General features: G+C 64.5%; 14 protein-coding genes, 1 tRNA gene and 2 rRNA genes (1 of these 17 only partly in view). 4 read left to right on the top strand and 13 right to left on the bottom strand.

Annotation, left to right across the window (positions count from 1 at the left end; all coding sequences use genetic code 11):
- Positions 1 to 93 precede the first annotated feature (93 nt).
- Together AXZ77_RS01730 and AXZ77_RS01725 are read right to left on the bottom strand one after the other, a co-directional pair.
- Positions 94 to 1209, bottom strand: coding sequence for a CaiB/BaiF CoA-transferase family protein (locus tag AXZ77_RS01730; RefSeq protein WP_098409787.1), 1116 nt, complete (start codon positions 1207 to 1209; stop codon positions 94 to 96).
- A complete protein-coding gene (locus tag AXZ77_RS01725; RefSeq protein ID WP_098409786.1) occupies positions 1209 to 2429 on the bottom strand; it encodes an acyl-CoA dehydrogenase in 1221 nt (406 codons plus the stop codon). The genes AXZ77_RS01730 and AXZ77_RS01725 overlap by 1 nt, the downstream gene beginning before the upstream one ends.
- Before the next feature lie 134 nt (positions 2430 to 2563).
- Between AXZ77_RS01725 and AXZ77_RS01720 the strand changes: the two genes are divergently transcribed.
- Entirely contained in the window at positions 2564 to 3454 is an 891-nt protein-coding gene (locus AXZ77_RS01720; RefSeq protein ID WP_098409785.1) for a LysR substrate-binding domain-containing protein, read from the top strand.
- Here AXZ77_RS01720 and AXZ77_RS01715 read toward each other — a convergent pair.
- The 6 genes from AXZ77_RS01715 to glpD form a co-directional block, all read right to left on the bottom strand.
- Positions 3451 to 4578, bottom strand: a complete 1128-nt coding sequence (locus AXZ77_RS01715; protein WP_083079088.1) for a zinc-dependent alcohol dehydrogenase family protein — start codon at positions 4576 to 4578, stop codon at positions 3451 to 3453. The genes AXZ77_RS01720 and AXZ77_RS01715 overlap by 4 nt on opposite strands.
- Positions 4579 to 4655: 77 nt before the next feature.
- Entirely contained in the window at positions 4656 to 5144 is a 489-nt protein-coding gene (locus AXZ77_RS01710) for an ureidoglycolate lyase (protein WP_098409784.1), read from the bottom strand.
- An 80-nt stretch (positions 5145 to 5224) separates the two neighbouring features.
- Complete coding sequence (locus AXZ77_RS01705) at positions 5225 to 6058, bottom strand: bifunctional allantoicase/(S)-ureidoglycine aminohydrolase (protein ID WP_078540358.1); 834 nt, start codon at positions 6056 to 6058, stop codon at positions 5225 to 5227.
- Positions 6058 to 7473, bottom strand: coding sequence for an allantoinase PuuE (puuE, locus tag AXZ77_RS01700; protein WP_098409783.1), 1416 nt, complete (start codon positions 7471 to 7473; stop codon positions 6058 to 6060). Before puuE ends, AXZ77_RS01705 begins: the two co-directional genes overlap by 1 nt.
- An 86-nt stretch (positions 7474 to 7559) precedes the next feature.
- Complete coding sequence (gene glpK, locus AXZ77_RS01695) at positions 7560 to 9047, bottom strand: glycerol kinase GlpK (RefSeq protein ID WP_098409782.1); 1488 nt, start codon at positions 9045 to 9047, stop codon at positions 7560 to 7562.
- A 21-nt stretch (positions 9048 to 9068) separates the two neighbouring features.
- A complete protein-coding gene (gene glpD / locus AXZ77_RS01690; RefSeq protein WP_098409781.1) occupies positions 9069 to 10628 on the bottom strand; it encodes a glycerol-3-phosphate dehydrogenase in 1560 nt (519 codons plus the stop codon).
- A 332-nt stretch (positions 10629 to 10960) separates the two neighbouring features.
- On the opposite strand from glpD, the gene AXZ77_RS01685 reads away from it, so the two are divergent.
- Positions 10961 to 11884, top strand: coding sequence for an aldose epimerase family protein (locus AXZ77_RS01685; RefSeq protein ID WP_176535933.1), 924 nt, complete (start codon positions 10961 to 10963; stop codon positions 11882 to 11884).
- A gap of 45 nt (positions 11885 to 11929) precedes the next feature.
- On the opposite strand, the gene xylB is transcribed toward AXZ77_RS01685, so the two are convergent.
- Positions 11930 to 13366 (bottom strand): xylulokinase, encoded by a 1437-nt coding sequence (xylB, locus tag AXZ77_RS01680; RefSeq protein ID WP_098409779.1) that lies wholly within the window; start codon positions 13364 to 13366, stop codon positions 11930 to 11932.
- A 155-nt stretch (positions 13367 to 13521) separates the two neighbouring features.
- Here xylB and AXZ77_RS01675 point away from each other — a divergent pair, with 155 nt between their 5' ends.
- Both AXZ77_RS01675 and AXZ77_RS01670 read left to right on the top strand, forming a co-directional pair.
- Positions 13522 to 14550, top strand: a complete 1029-nt coding sequence (locus AXZ77_RS01675; RefSeq protein WP_098409778.1) for a sodium:calcium antiporter — start codon at positions 13522 to 13524, stop codon at positions 14548 to 14550.
- A gap of 142 nt (positions 14551 to 14692) precedes the next feature.
- Positions 14693 to 16606, top strand: a complete 1914-nt coding sequence (locus AXZ77_RS01670) for a DEAD/DEAH box helicase (protein WP_098409777.1) — start codon at positions 14693 to 14695, stop codon at positions 16604 to 16606.
- Positions 16607 to 16885: 279 nt separating this feature from the next.
- Here the strand turns inward: AXZ77_RS01670 and AXZ77_RS19230 are convergent, their stop codons facing one another.
- The 4 genes from AXZ77_RS19230 to AXZ77_RS01650 form a co-directional block, all read right to left on the bottom strand.
- The gene (locus AXZ77_RS19230; protein WP_141536202.1) at positions 16886 to 17377 is read right to left on the bottom strand and encodes an ATP-binding protein; all 492 of its coding nucleotides are present in this window, start codon (positions 17375 to 17377) and stop codon (positions 16886 to 16888) included.
- 137 nt (positions 17378 to 17514) lie between these two features.
- Positions 17515 to 17591 (bottom strand) — tRNA-Met (locus tag AXZ77_RS01660).
- 87 nt (positions 17592 to 17678) lie between these two features.
- Positions 17679 to 17793: ribosomal RNA gene (rrf, locus tag AXZ77_RS01655) — 5S ribosomal RNA — on the bottom strand.
- Between the two features lie 84 nt (positions 17794 to 17877).
- Positions 17878 to 19907 (bottom strand): 23S ribosomal RNA (locus AXZ77_RS01650); it runs 802 nt beyond the window's last position.

Here is a 19907-nt window from a genome sequence, read left to right as displayed (position 1 = left end):
CGCTTGCGCTTCGGGCGTTCGGCGGGGCGTCCTTCCACTGGAAGGCCGCTGATCCCGCCTCACCCCCGGGATATTTCCACCAAGAGGAAGAGGCTAGTCGGCCTTGAGCTTCGGGGCAGGTTTTGGTTCCGCCAAGGGCGTGTCCGAGAAGCGGATCGGCGTGCGGATGCCGGGGATGCCCTCGGCCTCGATCCGCATCCCGCGCGCCTCAACCTGCGGGTCGGCGAAGACCTGGTCGACGGAGTTGATCGGCCCTGCGGGGACCGTCGCCTTTTCGAGCGCGGCGAGCAGATCGGCACGCGGCCATTGCGCGAGCGCAGGGAAGATGGCCGCGCGCATGGCCTCACGATTGGCCACGCGGGCTTCGTTGGTGGCGAAATCAGGATTGGCGGCGAGATCGAGGCCCAGCACTTCGCAAAGCCGCCGGAACTGCCCGTCATTGCCGACTGCGAGGATCAGATCGCCGTCCTTGGCACTGACGACCTCGTAGGGCGCGATGTTGGGATGCGCATTGCCCAGCCGCTGCGGCGCATTGCCGGTCGCGAGGAAGTTCATCCCCTGATTGGCGAGCACCCCCACCGCGCAATCCAGAAGCGCCATGTCGACTAGCTGCCCGCGCCCGGTGCGCGCCCGCGCAGCCAGTGCCGCCTGAATCCCGATCACCGCGTAAAGGCCGGTGAAGATATCGGCGAAGGCGACGCCCACCTTCTGCGGCTGGCCTTGCGGGTCGCCGGTCAGGTCCATCCAGCCCGCCATGCCCTGGATCAGGAAGTCATAGCCCGCGCGGCTCGCGTAAGGGCCGTCCTGCCCGAAACCGGTGATCGAGCAATAGACGAGACGCGGATTGATCGCCGAAAGGCTCTCGTAATCGAGCCCGTATTTCTTCAGGCCGCCGAGCTTGAAGTTCTCGATCACCACATCGGCGTCACGCACCAGATCGCGCACGATCTTCTGGCCTTCCTCGGTGCGAAAATCGGCCACGACCGAAATCTTCCCGCGATTGGTGGCGTGGAAATAGGCCGCCGAGCGGCCCCCTGGTCCATCCCCCTCGCGCGCGATGAAGGGCGGGCCCCAGCGGCGAGTATCGTCGCCTTCGGGGGACTCGACCTTGATCACTTCCGCTCCGAGATCGGCCAGCACCTGACCGGCCCAGGGACCGGCCAGAATGCGCGCCAGCTCGACGACTTTCACACCTTCCAGCGGAGCCATCAGAAGAAGGCCTGCAGGCCCGTCTGCGCACGGCCCAGGATCAGCGCGTGGACGTCATGGGTGCCCTCGTAGGTGTTCACCGTCTCAAGGTTGACCATGTGGCGGATCACCTGAAACTCGCCCGAAATCCCGTTGCCGCCATGCATGTCGCGGGCCATCCGCGCGATATCCAGCGCCTTGCCGCAATTGTTGCGCTTGATGAGTGAGATCATCTCGGGGGCGGCATCGGCTGCGTCCATCAGGCGACCGACCTGCAGCGCGGCTTGCAGCGCCAACGTGATCTCGGTCTGCATATCGGCGAGCTTCTTCTGGAACAGCTGGGTCTGCGCAAGCGGCTTGTCGAACTGCTTGCGGTCGAGCCCGTATTGGCGCGCCGCGTGCCAGCAGAACTCGGCCGAGCCCATCACGCCCCAGGCGATGCCGTAGCGGGCGCGGTTGAGGCAGCCGAACGGGCCTTTCAGCCCCTCGACATGCGGCAGCAGCGCGTCTTCGCCGACTTCGACGCCGTCCATGACGATCTCGCCGGTGATCGAGGCGCGCAGCGACAGCTTCTGCCCGACCTTCGGCGCGCTCAGCCCCTTCATGCCCTTCTCCAGCACGAAGCCGCGGATCTTGCCGCCATGGGCCTCGGACTTCGCCCAGACGACGAAGACATCCGCGATCGGGGAATTGGTGATCCACATTTTCGAACCGGTGAGGCGGTAGCCGCCCTCGGTCTTCTCGGCGCGGGTCTTCATGCCCGCCGGGTCCGAGCCCGCATCGGGTTCGGTCAGGCCGAAACAGCCGATCCACTCGCCCGAGGCCAGCTTCGGCAGGTATTTCTGCCGCTGCTCCTCCGAGCCATAGGCGTAGATCGGATACATCACGAGGCTGGATTGCACCGACATCATCGAGCGGTAGCCGCTGTCGACCCGCTCGATCTCACGCGCGATCAGGCCGTAGGAGACATAGCCCGCGCCGATCCCGCCATATTCCTCGGGGATGGTCGCGCCCAAGAGGCCCATCTCGCCCATCTCGCGGAAGATCGCGGGGTCCGTGGTCTCATTCTCGAAGGCCTCGATCACGCGCGGCTGCAGCTTGTCCTGCGCATAGGCGCGGGCCGCATCGCGCAGCATCCGTTCGTCTTCGCTCAGCTGGGTTTCCAGACGCAGCGCGTCGTCCCAGGTGAACTTGCCCAGATCGGGGGCATCCTTGGCTTTGAGCGTGGGGCGGTCGGTCATGGCGGGTCCTCGGAGGCTGTCTTTCGTTGCGTCGGACTCTAGGCATCGGGGCGCGGGGCGCAAACGATTAAATTTGCGAAGATGATGAGTTTTACGCATGATCTTACAAGACACAGCGGAGCACCCTCGCGACCATGCGTAAAAGCTATACCCCGACGATCAACGAGCTGCAGGCCTTTGCTGCCTGCGCGCGCTTTGGCACGACGACGCGGGCGGCGGCGGAGTTGAACCTGACGCAATCTGCGGTGTCGCGCTCGCTCGGGACGTTGGAAGAGCGGCTGGGCGTGGCGCTGTTCGACCGGGTGCGCAAGCGGCTGTCCCTATCGCCTGCGGGTCAGGTTTTTCTGGCGCAGGCCGAAGAAATTCTGGGCCAGATCGACCGGGCCGCGATGGGGGCGATGGCTTTCGGCGGCGCGCGGGCGGTGCTGCGCATGGCGGTGCTGCCGAGCTTTGCGCGGTCCTGGCTGATCCCGCGGCTGGCAGGGTTCGAGGCCGCGCAGCCGGAGGTGAGCCTCGATCTGAGCGCGCGGCTCTTACCCGTGGAGTTCGAGCATGAGCCCTTCGATCTGGCGATCATGCGCTCAAGGCATGAACCGGCAGGGGCTGAGGTCGAAAATCTGGTGGCGGAGGAGTTGATCGTCGTGGCCGCGCCGCGCCTGATGGCGGGGCGTGCAGCGCTGGAGGACGATGCGCTGCTGGCCTTGCCGCTGTTGCAGCAATCCACGCGCCCGACGCTCTGGCTCGACTGGTTTCGCGAGAGCGGGCGCGATGCGCGGCATATCCTGCGCGGCGCGCGGTTCGATCATTTCGACATGATCCTCGATGCGGCGAGCGCGGGGATGGGCCTCGGGCTGGTGCCCGCGATCATCGCCGAAGGGGCGCTGGCCTCGGGGCGGCTGGTGCAGGCGACGCCGCGCCGGTTCGCCACCGGAGAAAACTACGCGCTGATCCTGCCCGAGCGTGCGCGGGAGGCGCCGCATGTCAGCGCCTTCCGCGATTGGTTGCGGGCCGAGATCGGCGCTTAGTCGAAGACGATGACCTGCCGGATCGCCTCGCCCGCGGCGAGCCGCTCGAAGCCCTCGTTGATGTCTTCGAGCTTGAGGCGATGGGTCATCAGGTCCGGGATCGGCAGTTGCCCCTGCACCATCATCTGCGCGAAACGCGGGATGTCGCGGACCGGCACGCAGGAGCCCATGTAAGAGCCTTTCAGCGCGTGCTCATTCGCGGTCAGCGACACGGCGGGGATTTTGAATTCCGCCTGCGGGTTGGGCAGGCCCGCCGTGACGGTCGTGCCGCCGCGCCGGGTGATGGCATAGGCGAATTGCAGCGCCGGGGCCGCGCCGGCCAGCTCGACCGCGAGATCGACGCCGCCGCCGGTGAGGTCGCGCAGCTTTTGCACTGCCCCTTCCTCCGTCGGGTCGATGGCATGGGTCGCACCAAGCTTCAGCGCGAGGTCGCGCTTATCCTCAGCGAGATCGACGGCGACGATGGTGCGCGCGCCCGCCGCAACCGCGCCCAGCAACCCCGCGAGGCCGACACCGCCGAGGCCGATGATCGCGCAGCTTTGGCCGGTCTTCAGCCCGCCCGAGTTCAGCACCGCGCCGACGCCGGTCAGCACCGCGCAGCCCAGAAGGGCGGCCTGGTCGAGCGGGATCGACTTGTCGATCTTCACGCAGGAGGCCTCGGAGACGACAGCATAATCGGAGAAGGCCGAGACGCCGATATGGTGGTTCACATGCTCGCCCGCGACCGAGATGCGCTTCGATCCGGTGATCAGGCTGCCCTTGCCCGCTGCAACGGCGGCAGGCTCGCAAAGCGCAGGCCGCCCCTCGGCGCAGGGCACGCAATGGCCGCAGGAGGGGGCGAAGACGAGGACGACGTGATCGCCCGGTGCGAAGCGGGTGACATACGGGCCGACCGCCTCGACGACGCCGGCCGCCTCATGGCCCAGCGCCACGGGCATGTCGCGCGGGCGGTCGCCGTTGATGACGGACAGGTCGGAGTGACACAGGCCCGCAGCCGACATCTTGATGAGCAGCTCACCCGGGCCGGGATCGTCCAGCTCGGCCTCGACGATCTCCAGCGGCTTGCTGTCGGAATAAGGGCGCGCTTTGCCCATTTCGCGCAGAAGTGCGATCCGCGTTTTCATTCTTGCTCCTCCCCAAAACGATTTGGCGCAGCTTGGGTAAGTTCGGCGGAAGTGTCCATGCCCCCTTTGACGGAGGGTCAGGCGATCACGGTGAAGGGCGCGTCCAGCGGATGCTCTTCGAGGTTCGCGCTCTCACCGATCCGGTCAACCACCGCGAAGAGACCGGGCGCTGCGAGCGGCGTCAGCACCCCGTGCCAGGTGCCGCGATGGAGGTTTATCCCTTGCGCGCCATTGGTGAGAAACGCGCGCGGCGTGCCAGATTTACCGTCCGCATCGGGGGCGACGATTACGAGAAACGGGTCCGCGCTCATCGGAATGAAGGCCTGCGAGCCCTCGGGGTGCCGCTCCAGCAGATCGCAGAGATAGGGCAGCGCACGCGGCTCTGCCTTGAAGATCGAAATGCCGGCGCGACCGCCCGTCTCCACCCCGAAATCGAGCTGTGCGCGGTCGTGATAGCGCCCGCAGAGCCCGGCATTGATGATCTTGTCGGGGTCGCCTGCGGCGTCGAGCACATCACCGAAGGGCGCGAAGGCCTCGGGCGTGAGCGGTTCGGCTTTGATCTGCATGGCGGGCCTCCGGTTGCGTGGGAAAGAGAGGGGGCGCTGCCCCCTCACCCCCGGGATATTTCAACCAAGCCGAAGGGGGATCAGCCCGAGATGGGCGAGCCGAGCTTCGGGTGGCGGTTCACGTCCTTGTAGAGCAGGTAGCGGAACGGGCGGCGGCCCGCAGCATAGCAGGCTTGCGGGCAGAAGGCGCGCAGCCACATGAAATCGCCCTCTTCCACCTCGATCCAATCCTGATTGAGCAGGTAGACGCCCCGGCCCTGCAGCACGAAGATGCCGTGCTCCATCACGTGGGTTTCCGCGAAGGGAATGGTTCCGCCCGGCATGAAGGTTACGATATTGACGTGCATGTCGTGACGCAGGTCGTTCGGATCGACGAAGCGCGAGGTCGACCAGTAGCCCGAGGTGTTGGGCATCTCGAGCGGCGGCTTGTCCTGATCGGCGGTGACGAAGCTTTCGGGCGCATCGATGCCGGGCACACGCTCGTAGCGTTTGCGGACCCAGACGAAGGTGCCGGGCGTATCCTGATCGTTGGCGACCGACCATTGCGCGCCCGGTGCGAGATAGGCGTAGCCGCCCGCGTCCAGCTCATGGCCGACGCCCTCGATCACGAGGCGGATGTGACCGGCGAGCACGAAGATCACGCTTTGGCCCTCGGGGTCGGGTTCGGGATTGTCAGAGCCGCCACCCGGCGCGACTTCGACGACCAGTTCGGCGAAGGTCTCGGCAAAGCCGGAGAGCGGGCGAGCGAGCACCCAGGCGCGGGTATTCTGCCAGCCGGGCAGCAGCGAGATGGTGATGTCGGACAGCACCCCGCGCGGGATCACCGCATAGGAGGTGTTGAATTGCGCGCGCTCGCGGGCGCGCTGGTTCTGATCGGGCAAACCGCCCGTCGGGGCGTAATAGGTGTATTCCATCAAAGGTCCATGGCGTTCAGGCGATGCCACGCGATCCGCTCGACCTGCTTGCAGGCCTCAAAGAATTCCGTCTCGCGGTCTTGGTCAAGCCGGCGGCGGAAGGCGTGGAGGATTGACGCCTTCGTATTGTCTTTTACGGCGATGATGAAGGGGAAACCGAATTTTTCGGTATAGGCGGCGTTGAGACCCTCGAATGTGGCGCGCTCTTCATCGGTCAGCGCATCGAGCCCGGCGCTGGCCTGCTCGGAGGTGCTCTCAGCGGTGAGGCGCTTGGCCTGCGCGAGTTTGCCCGCGAGATCCGGGTGCGCGGTCAGCACGCCGAGGCGTTCGGCCTCCGAGGCCGAGCGGAAGATGCGGGCCAGTGCCGAGGCCACGCCCTCGAGGCAATCATGCGCCGGGCCGAGTTCCAGATCGAAGGCACGCTGCGCGATCCAGGGCGAATGTTCGTAGATGCCGCCGAAGGCTTCGACGAAACGCTCCCGGCTCATCTGGCTCGGGCGTTCGCGGCGGGTATGCGGGTGGGTCGCAGCCCAATGCGCGGCGATCTCTCCCCGGGTCGCGAACCAGACGCCCTCATGCGAGAGCGCGTAATCGAGGAACCGCTTCAGCCCCGCAACTTTGCCCGGACGCCCGATCAGGCGGTTGTGCAGGCCGACCGAGAACATCTTCGGCGCGCCGTCCAGACCCTCGGCATAGAGCGTGTCGAAACTGTCCTTGAGATACTGGAAGAACTGCTCGCCCTCGATATAGCCCGGCGCGGTGGCGAAGCGCATATCGTTGGCCTCGAGCGTGTAGGGGATCACGAGCTGGTCGCGGGTGCCGACTTCGAGCCAATAGGGCAGATCGTCGTCATAAGTGTCGGAAATCCAGTCGAAACCGCCCTCCTCCGCAGTCAGCCGCACCGTGTTGGCCGAGCAGCGCCCGGTATACCAGCCGCGCGGACGCTCTCCGACGACTTCCGTGTGCAGGCGGATGGCTTCGGCGATCTGGCGGCGCTCTTCGTCTTCCGCCATATCCTTGTGCTCGACCCATTTGAGGCCGTGGCTAGCGATCTCCCAGCCCGCCTCTTTCATCGCGGCGACCTGTTCGGGGGCGCGGGCCAGCGCGGTCGCGACGCCATAGATCGTCAGCGGCACGTTCAGCCCCGTGAACAGCCGGTGCAGCCGCCAGAAGCCTGCGCGCGCGCCGTATTCGTAGATCGACTCCATGTTCCAGTGCCGCTGGCCGGGCCATTGCGCGGCGCCTGCGATATCGGACAGGAACGCCTCGGAGGCCGCGTCGCCATGCAGGACGTTGTTCTCGCCGCCCTCCTCGAAATTGAGCACCATCGAGATCGCCACGCGCGCCTCGCCCGGCCAATGCGGATCGGGGGTCGTGCGGCCATAGCCGCGCAGGTCGCGGGGGTAGCGGGTCATCGAGAGGCTCCTGTCATCAGATCGGACCGAGACAGCAAAGAGCAAAACGCGGGGAAGGGAAAGGGGGTCTGACCTATCGCCGCGGATCAGACCGCAGCGATCGTGGCCTCGACCGCCTTCTTCCACGCGGCGTAGCGCGCTTCGCGTTTCGCCTTGTCCATCTCGGGGGCGAAGTTGCGATCGAGCGCCCAGCCCTTCGCGAACTCTTCCGGCTCGGGATAAATCCCCGCCCTGTAGCCCGCGAGCCATGCCGCGCCGAGGGCTGTCGTCTCCAGCACTTCGGGCCGGTCGACAGGCGCCCCGAGGATGTCGGACAGGAACTGCATCGCCCAATCGGAGGCCGTCATGCCACCGTCAACGCGCAATGTCGGGCGGGCGTCATCGGACCAATCCGCCTGCATCGCCTCCAAGAGGTCGCGGGTCTGGAAACCGACCGATTCCAGCGCCGCGCGGGCGAACTCAGCGGGGCCGGAGCTGCGGGTCAGGCCGAAGACCGCGCCGCGGCAATCGGGGTTCCAGTAAGGTGCGCCAAGACCGGTGAAGGCGGGCACGATGATCACGTCCTGCTCGGGGTCGGACTGCTCGGCCAGCGCCTGGGTCTGATCGGCGGCCTCGATAATCTTCAGCCCGTCGCGCAGCCATTGCACCACGGCCCCCGCGACGAAGATCGAGCCTTCGAGCGCGTAGGTGACCTTCCCGTCAAGCTGATAGGCGATGGTCGTCAGCAGGCGGTTCTCCGAGCGCACCATCTGATCGCCGGTATTGAGAAGCGCGAAGCATCCGGTGCCATAGGTCGATTTCAGCATCCCCGGCTTGAAGCAGGCCTGCCCCACGGTCGCGGCCTGCTGGTCGCCCGCGACGCCGAGGATCGGGATTTCCACGCCGAAGAGATCGGGGTGCGTGACGCCAAACTCGGCGGCGCAATCCTTGACCTCGGGCAGCATCTCCATCGGCACACCGAGCTTGGCCGCGATGGTCGTCGACCAGCGGCCCTTGGCAATATCATAGAGCATCGTGCGCGCGGCATTGGTGGCATCCGTCACATGCGATTTGCAGCCGGTCAGTTTCCAGATCAGCCAGCTATCGATCGTGCCGAAGGCGAGCTTGCCCGCCTCGGCGGCCTCGCGCGCGCCGTCCACGTTTTCCAGAAGCCAGCGCAGTTTCGTGGCCGAGAAATACGGGTCCACAATCAGCCCGGTGCGCGCGATCACGGTCTCCTCGAACCCGTCCTCGCGCAGCTCGCGACAAAATTCGGCGGTGCGGCGGTCCTGCCAGACGATGGCGTTGTGAATTGGCGTTCCGCTCTCGCGATCCCAGACCAGCGTCGTCTCGCGCTGGTTGGTGATGCCGATGCCAGAGATGTCGGAGGCCTCGATCCCGGCCTTCTCGATCGCACCGCGCACGGTCGCCAGAACGCTGTCCCAGATTTCCTCGGCATCATGCTCGACCCAGCCGGAATGCGGGAAGTGCTGGGTGAATTCCTGCTGCGCGCTCGCGACGGGGCGCAGCGCAGCGTCAAAGACGATCGCGCGCGACGACGTGGTGCCTTGGTCGATAGCAAGAATATAGGTCATGAAGTCCTCCCGTTTCGCGCGTCAGCCTGCGTGCTCCTCCAGCCACGCGGCGACAGAGTTGACCTGATCGGCATCGAGCCGCAAGCCCAGCTTGGTGCGCCGCCAGATCACGTCCTCGACCTTGCGCGCCCACTCCTTATCGACCAGCCAGCGCAGCTCGGCCTCGGTCAGCGTACCGCCGAAATCGCGACCCAGATCGCCCAGCGCCTTGGCATCGCCGAAGATGTCCCAGGACTCGGTGCCGTAATGGCGGATCATCCGCTCGGCCCATTTGCGATCCACGAAGGGGTAATCCTGCGAGAGCTTGGCGATCTTGGCGCCGACCTCTTCGGGGGCGAAATCGCCGCCCGGCAGGCGCGCGCCTTTCGTCCATTGACCGCCCATGCCGGGCAGATGCGGGCGCAGCTTGCCCAGCGCGTCTTCGGCCAGACGACGATAGGTCGTGATCTTGCCGCCGAAGACATGCAGCGCCGCAGGCTGGCCCGTCGGCGCATCGAGCGAGAGCACGTATTCGCGCGTCGCTGCGGTCGCGGAGCTTGCGCCGTCCTCGTAGAGCGGGCGTACCCCGGAATAGGTCCAGACCACGTCGTCGGGCGTGACCTCTTCCTTGAAGTACTCGGATGCGAAATCGCACAGGTAATCGCGCTCACCCTCGGTGCATTCGGCGGTCAACGGAGAATCTTCATGCGCGGCCTCGGTCGTGCCGATCAGGGTGAAGTCCTGCTCGTAGGGGATCGCGAAGATGATCCGCCCGTCCGCGCCTTGGAAGAAGTAGCACTTGTCGTGATCGTAGAGTTTGCGAGTCACGATATGGCTGCCGCGCACGAGACGGATATGCTCGCGGCTGGCGCTGCCCATTGTGCCTTTCAGGATCTGCTCGACCCACGGACCGCCGGCATTGACCACGGCGCGCGCCATATGCTCCTCGCGCCCGTTCGGGCCTTCGGTCACGATCACCCAATGACCGCCGTCGCGATGCGCCTCGACCACCTTGGTCTGCACGCGAATGTCGGCGCCATGGGCCTCGGCGTCGCGGGCATTGAGCACGACGAGCCGGGCATCCTGCACCCAGCCATCGGAATATTCGAACGCGTGGGTGAAGCTGTCCTTCAGCGGCGCGCCCTCCGGGGCGTTGCGCAGGTCGAGCCGCTTGGTGCCCGGCAGCAGCCCCTGCCCGCCCAGATGGTCATAGAGGAACAGCCCCGAGCGGATCATCCAGGACGGGCGCTTGCCCTTCATCCACGGCATCACTGTGGAGAGCATTTTCGAGACCGGCGTATCGCTCTCGAAACGCATATCGGCGCTGTAGGGCAGCACGAAGCGCATCGGCCAGGAAATATGCGGCATCGCGCGGATCAGCACTTCGCGCTCGGACAGCGCCTCGCGGACCAGCTTGATCTCGAGATATTCGAGATAGCGCAGCCCGCCATGGAAAAGCTTGGTCGAGGCCGAAGAGGTCGCCTGCGCAAGGTCGCCCATCTCGGCCAGACGCACCCGTAGCCCCCGTCCGGCCGCGTCGCGCGCGATCCCGCAGCCGTTCACCCCGCCGCCGATCACGAAGAGATCTACTGCTTCTGGCATTTTGCGTACTCCCGCTAGCGCCTGTCGCTTGTGCACCAATAGGCGCGATAGCTTTTTGGGCGCGTTAACTTTCGTTATTGCAACATATAATATATTTTCGCGCAAAATCGAGCATGAAAGCGCCTTTTCGCTTGCACCCACGCGCCCATCACGAAACTTTTAAGAAGCATTTCGGATGCATATAATCGCACCTAAGGCCTGCTTCACCTTTGGCAGGTCCGGCGGGTGTCCATGTGGCTAACTCGTCTCGGATGTTGATCGAGATTAAGGTCAAGGCTTGGAGAATGACTTACGTTGGGTCATTCTTGTCGCGAAATAGACTGGATAAAAGCATGTTCGATCACGAAACAGAATTGGAGATCGGGCTTGCATCAGGGATGCTGGTGCGTATCGACCCGAAAGGCGCGCGACTGACTAGCCTGGCCCTGCCAGGTCCCAGTGGACCCGTCGAACTTCTCATCGGCCCGGACCCCGTGCAGACCACGCGCAGCTTCCACGGGGCGACGATAGGACGTTACGCGAACCGCATCGCCGGGGCGAAATTCACGCTCGATGGCGAGCAATTCCAGCTCGATGCAAATGAAAACGGGAACTGCCTTCATGGCGGCGGTCAGGGGTTCGACCAATGCGACTGGAAGGTCGTCGCGCATTGGATCAACGCGGCGACACTGCAGCTCGAGAGCCCGGATGGCGATCAGGGCTTCCCCGGCAATCTCGTCGCAGAGGTGAGCTTCGCGGTATCGGACCCTGCCACCTTGAACATCACCTACCGGGCGCGTTGCGACCGTGCCTGCCCGGTCTCGCTGACCTCGCACGGGTATTTCAATCTCGCAGGCGGCGGCTCGATCGCCGACCACCAGTTGAAGCTCAACGCCGATCAGGTGCTGGAGATCGATGCCGAGACATTGCCCGTCGGCGCACCGCGCGACGTAGCTGGCACACGCTTCGACTTCCGCGAACCGGCGCCGGTGCCAGGACCGGATGGCGCGGGCTTCGATCACAACTTCTGTCTCCGCCCCGGCGCGATGCGCGAGGTGGCGGTGCTGAGCGATCCGACCTCCGGACGCAGCATGACGATGCTGAGCAACCAGCCCGGATTGCAGGTCTACACCGCACCGTCCGGCGACAGCTTCAACGCGATCTGTCTGGAGCCGCAAGCCTGGCCCGACGCGCCCAATCACCCCGAATTCCCCTCGGCGATCCTGCGACCGGGCGTGGAATATGTGAACCGGATCCGGCTGCAATTCTCGGGCTGAGTTCCGTGACGCCGCGCCGATCGCTACGGCGCGGCGCGAGGTAGATCAAGTCAAACCGCGCAACGCGGCACCGGCTTGACGGTAGCGGTCGTAACCTTCGCCGAAGGCCTCGCGCAAAGCGGAGACCGGCTCGATCGTCGCGGCGATCTCGGGCGGAGTCGCGATATCCAACCCGCCGCCTGTCGCGGCCATCATACCTAGCCTCGCCGCGCCGAACGCGCCACCGTAATCGCCCGCCACCGGCAGGGCCACGGGCGTGTCGAGCGCGGTCGCGATCGCCTCGCACCAATAGCGCGAGCGCGTGCCGCCCCCGACGCCGAGCAGCGTCTCGATCCGGGTGCCGGTGCCGGCCAGCGCATCGCGGCAATCGCGCAGCGCGAAGCTCACCCCTTCCAGCACGGCCCGCGTGGTCGCGGCGCGATCGGTTGCGTGTTCCAGTCCGATGAACGCGCCGCGGATCGCCGCATCGTTGAGCGGCGTACGCTCGCCGCCGAGATAGGGCAGGAACCGCGCCTTGCCCGGCGCCTGCAGCGGGCCGAGGCCTTCGGTCAATTCCTTGGCGTCGCTCTCCAGAAGCCGCGCATACCAGTTCAGCGCGTCGGTCGCGGCGAGCACCACCCCCATCTGATGCCATGTCTGCGGCAAGGCGTGACAGAAGCTGTGCACCGCACTCGCCGCATCGGGGCGATAGCCGTCATCGGCGGCGAACAGCACGCCCGAGGTGCCGAGCGAGACGAAGGCCTGCCCCGCCGCCACGACGCCGACGCCCACGCCCGAAGCCGCGTTGTCGCCCCCGCCGCCCGCGACGACGACGCCCTCCGGCAGACCAAAGCGCGCCGCGATCTGCGGGCGCAGCGTGCCCGACACGTCCGAGCCTTCGACGAGGCGCGGCATCTGCTCGCGCCGCATCCCGGTTGCCGACAGAAGCGCATCCGACCAATCGCGCGCGCCGGTATCGAACCAGCTCGTCCCGGCGGCGTCCGACATTTCCGAGACATGCTCCCCGGTCAGCCAGAGCCGCAGGTAGTCCTTCGGCAGCAGCACCTTCGCCACTTTCGCGAAACGCTCCGGCTCGTGCTTGGCGAGCCAGACGAGCTTCGGCGCAGTGAAGCCGGGGAACACGATATTGCCGCTGATCTCGCGGAATTGCGGCTCCGCGTCGAGCGCCGCCGCCTCGCGATGGGCGCGGGTATCGTTCCACAGGATGCAGGGCCGCAGCACCGCGTCCTGCGCGTCCAGCAGCGTCGCGCCATGCATATGCCCCGACAGCCCGATCCCGCGCACCGCCGACAGATCGTGCTGCGCAAGCGAGCCCAGCACAGCCTCCATCGCCGCAATCCATTCGGCGGGATCCTGTTCCGACCAGCCCTCCTGCGGGCGCGACACGGTGAGCGGATGCGTCGCCTCGGCCACCACGCGCTGCGCCTCGTCGATCAAGAGCCCCTTCAGCCCCGATGTGCCCAGATCCAATCCGATAAACATGCTTGTCCTCCCGCGCGCTGATTGGCGCCGACCCTAACGTCTCTTTCGAGCATGTCGACTCCCCAGCCCTTTGCAGAGGCGCCACCCGTCGCCCTCTTAACGGAACCGTGAGCGCGCTGCGCGGTTGCTTTTCGAACAGCGACCCCGGAGCCTTCATGATCGCCTCTCTTTCGACCCCGCTTCTGCTCGGCGTATTTGCCATCGCCGGGCTGATCGTCGTCATCTCCTCCATCAAGGCGACCGGGCTGGCCGATGTGATCGCGGATCGCACGCGGATGGGCGAAGCGCTGGCAGGCGGGATCGTGCTGGGGGCGGCGACGTCGCTGTCGGGGATCGTCGTCTCCGTCTCGGTCGCCGCACAGGGCGATGCGAGTTTCGCCTTTTCCAATGCCGTGGGCGGGATCGCCGCGCAGACCTTCTTTCTGGCGCTCGCCGACATGCTGCACCGACGCGCCAATCTCGAACATTCCGCGGCAGAACCCGCCAACCTCTTTCAGGCGGTGATGCTGATCGTGCTGCTGTCGATCCCGCTCGCCGCGACCGCCGCGCCCGACTTCGCGATCTGGGGGATCAGCCCGGCCTCGGTGGTGCTGTTCCTCGCCTATCTCGGCGGCACGAAACTCGCGACCCAGGTGTCGGAAACGCCGATGTGGAAACCGGTCGAAACCCGCGAGACGCGCCGTGACGAACCCGAAGACGAGGAGGAAGCGAACCGCTCCCCGCGCGGCCCCATCATCGTCTTCGTCGGTCTCGTCGTCATCATGGGCCTCAGCGGTTGGGTCATTTCGCAGGCCGGGCAGGAATTCGTCACCCGCTTCAGTCTCAGCTCCTCGCTGGTGGGCGCGCTGCTGACGGCGGTCGTGACCTCGCTGCCCGAGCTGGTAACGACGCTGACCGCGGTCCGTCGCGGCGCGCTGCAACTGGCCATCGGAGGGATCATCGGCGGCAACACCTTCGACACGCTGTTCCTCGTCTTCTCGGACGGGGCCTATCGTGACGGCTCGCTCTACCACGCGGTCTCGATGTCGGACCTCTACTGGCTCGCGACGGGACTGATGATGACGGGCGTGCTGCTCGGCGGGTTGATCCTGCGCCAGAAGGACGGGCCGGCACGGATCGGGATCGAGAGCCTGCTGCTGGTCGCGATCTACGCCTCCGCGGTGGTGCTGCAAGTCCTCGCCTGACCAAGAATTATTGCCCATAGCGGGCGGATTCGCCAAATAGGCAATATACATTTGCCGCAGGGGCCGTTATGCAGGCGCCTTCCGCACGGGCTGCCAGAGCAGAGCGGCCCGTCCCTTACGTCATTGCTTGGACGACTTTCCGATGATCCCCTCCCTTTCCGCAGCGCTCGCCGAGCGCGGCTACGACACTCTCACTCCCGTGCAGGACGCGGTGACCGATCCCGCACTCGAGGGCAAGGACCTGCTGGTCTCGGCCCAGACCGGCTCGGGTAAAACGGTCGGCTTCGGTCTCGCGATCGCGCCGACCCTCCTGGGCGAGGCCGAAAGCTTCGGCCCGGCTGGCACGCCGCTTGCACTCGTTGTGGCCCCCACGCGGGAACTCGCCTTTCAGGTCATGCAGGAATTGCGCTGGCTCTACGGCAAGACCGGCGCCATCGTCAGCTCCTGCGTCGGCGGCATGGACCCGCGTCAGGAACGCCGCGCCCTCGAACGCGGTACGCATATCGTGGTCGGCACGCCCGGCCGCCTGAGCGACCATATCCGCCGCCGCGCGCTCGATCTGAGCGACATCCGCGCCGTCGTGCTCGACGAGGCCGACGAGATGCTCGATCTGGGCTTCCGCGAAGACCTCGAATTCATCCTCGGCTCGGCCACGGAAGAGCGCCGCACGCTGCTGTTCTCCGCCACCGTGTCGCCGATGATCGCGAAGCTGGCCGAGCAGTTCCAGAACGACGCGCAGCGCATTTCGACGATCAACACCGCGCAGCAGCACTCCGACATCGCCTACAAGGCGCTGAAGGTTGCGGCCTCGGATAGCGATCATGCGATCTTCAACCTGCTGCGCTTCCACCATGATGAAAGCGCCATCGTTTTCGCCAACACCCGCGCGGCGGTGAACCATCTCAGCGCGCGGCTCGGCAATCGCGGCCTCTCGGTCGTGACGCTGTCGGGCGAACTGTCACAGGCCGAACGCAGCCACGCGCTGCAGGCGATGCGCGACGGGCGGGCACGGGTTTGCGTGGCGACCGATGTGGCTGCGCGCGGCATCGACCTGCCGAACCTGAGCCTCGTGATCCACGCCGATCTACCGCAGAACACCGAGAGCCTGCTGCACCGTTCGGGCCGGACGGGTCGCGCCGGGCGCAAGGGAATGTCCGCGCTGATCGTGCCGCCGCGCATGGTCAAACGCGCCGAGCGCCTGCTGAAATTCGCGAAGATCAACGCCGAATGGACCGTGCCGCCCTCGGCCGAGTCGATCATCGCGCGCGACGAAGAGCGCCTGCTGACCGATCCCGATTGGCGCGAGCCGATCAGCGAGGATCAGGCAGCGTTTGCGCGCAAGCTGCTCGACCGGCACGGGGCCGAGGCTGTCGCCGCCGCCTTCCTGCGGCTGCAGCAGTCGCGCAATGCCCCGCCCGAGGATCTTCTGCCGCCGGACACCAAGGGGCAATCGGAGCGTCAGGAATTCGGCCCTAGCCGCTGGTTCACGCTGTCGGTCGGGCGCAACGACCGGGCCGAGCCGCGCTGGCTGCTGCCCTTGCTGCGCCGCCATGCCGATCTCGACAAATCCGCGATCGGCGCGATCCGCGTGCGCGATGACGAGACCTTCGTCGAGATCGCCGAGAAGAGCGTCGCGAAATTCGAAGCCTCGCTTGGCCCGGATGGGGAACTGTCCGACGAAATCTCCGCCCGCGCCCTCAATGGCGAACCCGATTTTGGTCCGCCGCCGAAAAAACGCCGCGCAGACAAGCCGCATGGCAAACCGGATCGCGGCGAGCGTCCGGGCAAGACGCCCCATCGCAAGGGCCCGCCCAAGGCGCCGCGCGACGACGCCCCGGAGGAGAGTGCGAAGACCAGCGGTTGGAGCCCCGACGACGAGGCCGTGTTCGCAGCCCTCGCGGAAATCTCGCCGAAGAAGCGCAAGCCCAAGCCCGATGGCGGTGCCGCCCCGAAGGGCAAGAAGCCCCGCGCGAAATATGCAAGCCCCGGCAAAGGGCCGCATCCGGGCAAAGGTGGAAAGCCCAAGTCCGGCGGCCCGAAGAAGCCGCGCAAGTGATGGTATGATTTTACAAAAGGCCCGCAGCGATGCGGGCCTTTTCTTATGCTCTCAGAAGCGCCGGGGTCAGCGCCCCGTTACCGCGTCAGCCTGAGATAGAGCGACAAAAGTGTCAACGGCGGAGCAAAAACCGGCCACGGGGCGGAGCAAAAGTCAGCCACCAGAGAGGGCATGGGATTGAAGCGGAGGGAACGCTTCGCGCCCCGGCAGCTGCGCTTTTCAGATAGCTGGCGGCTGCCGGGGCGCTTTGGCCCAGCGGGCCAAACCTGAACGATGTGATCAGGTGTCGGCGCTGTTTCGGGCGCGGCTTTGGGCAAGCCGATAGCTGTCGCCGTTCATCTCGAGGATGTGGACATGGTGGGTGAGCCGGTCGAGCAGAGCGCCGGTCAGGCGCTCGGAGCCGAAGGTTTCGGTCCATTCGTCGAAGGGCAGATTGCTGGTGATCATGGTGGCGCCCCGCTCGTAGCGCTGCGAGATCAGTTCGAACAGCAGCTCGGCGCCGGTCTTGCTCAGAGGCACGAAGCCCAGCTCGTCGATGATCAGGAGCTTGTATCCGACCATCTGTTTCTGCAGGCGTAGCAGGCGGCGCTCGTCACGGGCCTCTCCGTCAGCGGCGCCAATGGCCGCGTTGACAACGGGGCTGGCAATGGCGGCGAGAACATCGAAGGGAAAACGCCGAACAAAAACGGCGAAGACGGCGGCGGTGACGACGATCCCAATTGATGTGCAGTAGCCAAGAAACTCAGTGCTGCCTGCCAAAGTGGGCAGCACTTGCGCACCGGCCGGATCTCTGGGGACCCCGACGCCTACTCTACTCTGCTGCTTCCACAATGCTTCCACGGCTGAACCAGCCCGAATGCAGAAAGCGCCCGTTGGGGCGCTAGTGCATTGTTTTCGTTCGGTAGATTTGGTTGCGGGAGTAGGATTTGAACCTACGACCTTCAGGTTATGAGCCTGACGAGCTACCGGGCTGCTCCATCCCGCGTCCGTTCCCGAGGGCTTTTTGTGTTTGCGATCGGGATTTTGTTTGTCATCGTTGTTTGAGAGATGATTTTTCATCGCTTCTTTCTAGGTTTGGCGGTGACCTACTCTCCCACGTCTTAAGACGCAGTACCATTGGCGCGACGGCACTTAACGGCCGGGTTCGGAATGGAGCCGGGTGTTTTGCTCGTGCTATGACCACCAAACCGAGGAAGAAGCGATGATTTCAAGTCAAGTTGCTATGCAGCTTTTGATTATGATCGGAGCCAGAGGTCTGGCTTCTACCGGATCAAATCAAGCCAATCGGGCAATTAGTACTGGTCAACTGAACGCGTTGCCGCGCTTACATCTCCAGCCTATCGACGTGGTGGTCTTCCACGGCCCTCAAGGGATACCTAGTTTTGAAGGGGGCTTCCCGCTTAGATGCTTTCAGCGGTTATCCTGTCCGGACATAGCTACCCAGCACTACCGTTGGCACGATAACTGGTCCACCAGTGGTCCGTTCACCCCGGTCCTCTCGTACTAGGGGCAACTCTTCTCAAGTATCCTACACCCACGGCAGATAGGGACCGAACTGTCTCACGACGTTCTAAACCCAGCTCACGTACCTCTTTAAACGGCGAACAGCCGTACCCTTGGGACCTGCTCCAGCCCCAGGATGAGATGAGCCGACATCGAGGTGCCAAACGATGCCGTCGATATGGACTCTTGGGCATCATCAGCCTGTTATCCCCAGAGTACCTTTTATCCGTTGAGCGATGGCCCTTCCACTCGGGACCACCGGATCACTATGGCCGACTTTCGTCTCTGCTCGACTTGTCAGTCTTGCAGTCAGGCTGGCTTCTGCCATTGCACTCAACGACCGATTTCCGACCGGTCTGAGCCAACCTTCGCGCGCCTCCGTTACACTTTGGGAGGCGACCGCCCCAGTCAAACTACCCACCACGCAGGGTCCCGGATCCCGATAAGGGACCGCGGTTAGACATCAAGCAGGCGAAGGGTGGTATCTCAAGGATGGCTCCACGAAGACTGGCGTCCCCGTTTCAAAGCCTACCACCTATCCTGCACATCACATGCCTGATGCCAGTGCGAAGCTATAGTAAAGGTTCATGGGGTCTTTCCGTCTAACCGCGGGTAGTGTGCATCTTGACACACAGTTCAATTTCGCTGAGTCCACGTTTGAGACAGCGGGGAGATCGTTACGCCATTCGTGCAGGTCGGAACTTACCCGACAAGGAATTTCGCTACCTTAGGACCGTTATAGTTACGGCCGCCGTTTACCGGGGCTTCAATTCGGAGCTTGCACTCCTCCTTTTAACCTTCCGGCACCGGGCAGGCGTCAGACTGTATACGTCGCCTTACGGCTTCGCACAGCCCTGTGTTTTAAGTAAACAGTCGCCACCCCCTAGTTTGTGCCCCCCACCCTCACTTGCGTGAGAATGGGGCCTCCTTCTCGCGAACTTACGGAGGCATTTTGCCGAGTTCCTTAAACGTGGTTCTCTCAAGCGCCTTGGTATTCTCTACCAGTCCACCTGTGTCGGTTTCGGGTACGGTCCGATAGTGGGGCTATTTCCAGGAACTGCTAAGCGGCCCACACAATCCGATAAGTGTGAACAACCCTCGCAATCCGTCACCACCACATGGCCCAGGAATATTAACCTGGTTCCCATCGACTACGCCTTTCGGCCTCGCCTTAGGGGCCGGCTTACCCTGCTCAGATTAGCTTTAAGCAGGAACCCTTGGACTTTCGGCGACAGGGTCTCTCACCCTGTTTGTCGCTACTCATGTCAACATTCTCACTTCTGATCACTCCACCGGATGCCTTACAGCCCGGCTTCACAGTCAGAACATTGCCTCCAATACTCCCGAAGGAGATAAGGAGGCAGCGTTCTATATCACAGAACGCTCCGCTACCACGCACATCACTGTGCATCCAAAGCTTCGGCTCATGGCTTGAGCCCCGTTACATCTTCGCCGCAAGACCTCTTGACTAGACCAGTGAGCTGTTACGCTATCTTTAAAGGATGGCTGCTTCTAAGCCAACCTCCTGGTTGTTTTGGAAGTCTCACATGCTTTCCCACTTAGCCATGAATTGGGGGCCTTAGCTGTTGGTCAGGGTTGTTTCCCTCTCCACGACGGACGTTAGCACCCGCCGTGTGTCTGCCGATCAGTTCTTCCCGGTATTCGGAGTTTGCTTAGACTCAGTAAGGCTGTGGGCCCCCATCATCCATGCAGTGCTCTACCCCCGGGAGAATACAATCGACGCGCTACCTAAATAGCTTTCGCGGAGAACCAGCTATCTCCAGATTTGATTGGCCTT

This window comes from Thioclava sp. ES.031 (assembly GCF_002563775.1).
Classification (GTDB): Bacteria; Pseudomonadota; Alphaproteobacteria; order Rhodobacterales; family Rhodobacteraceae; genus Thioclava.
The sequence above is the reverse complement of the archived record's forward strand: the minus strand, read 5'-3'. Positions and strand labels throughout refer to the sequence as shown.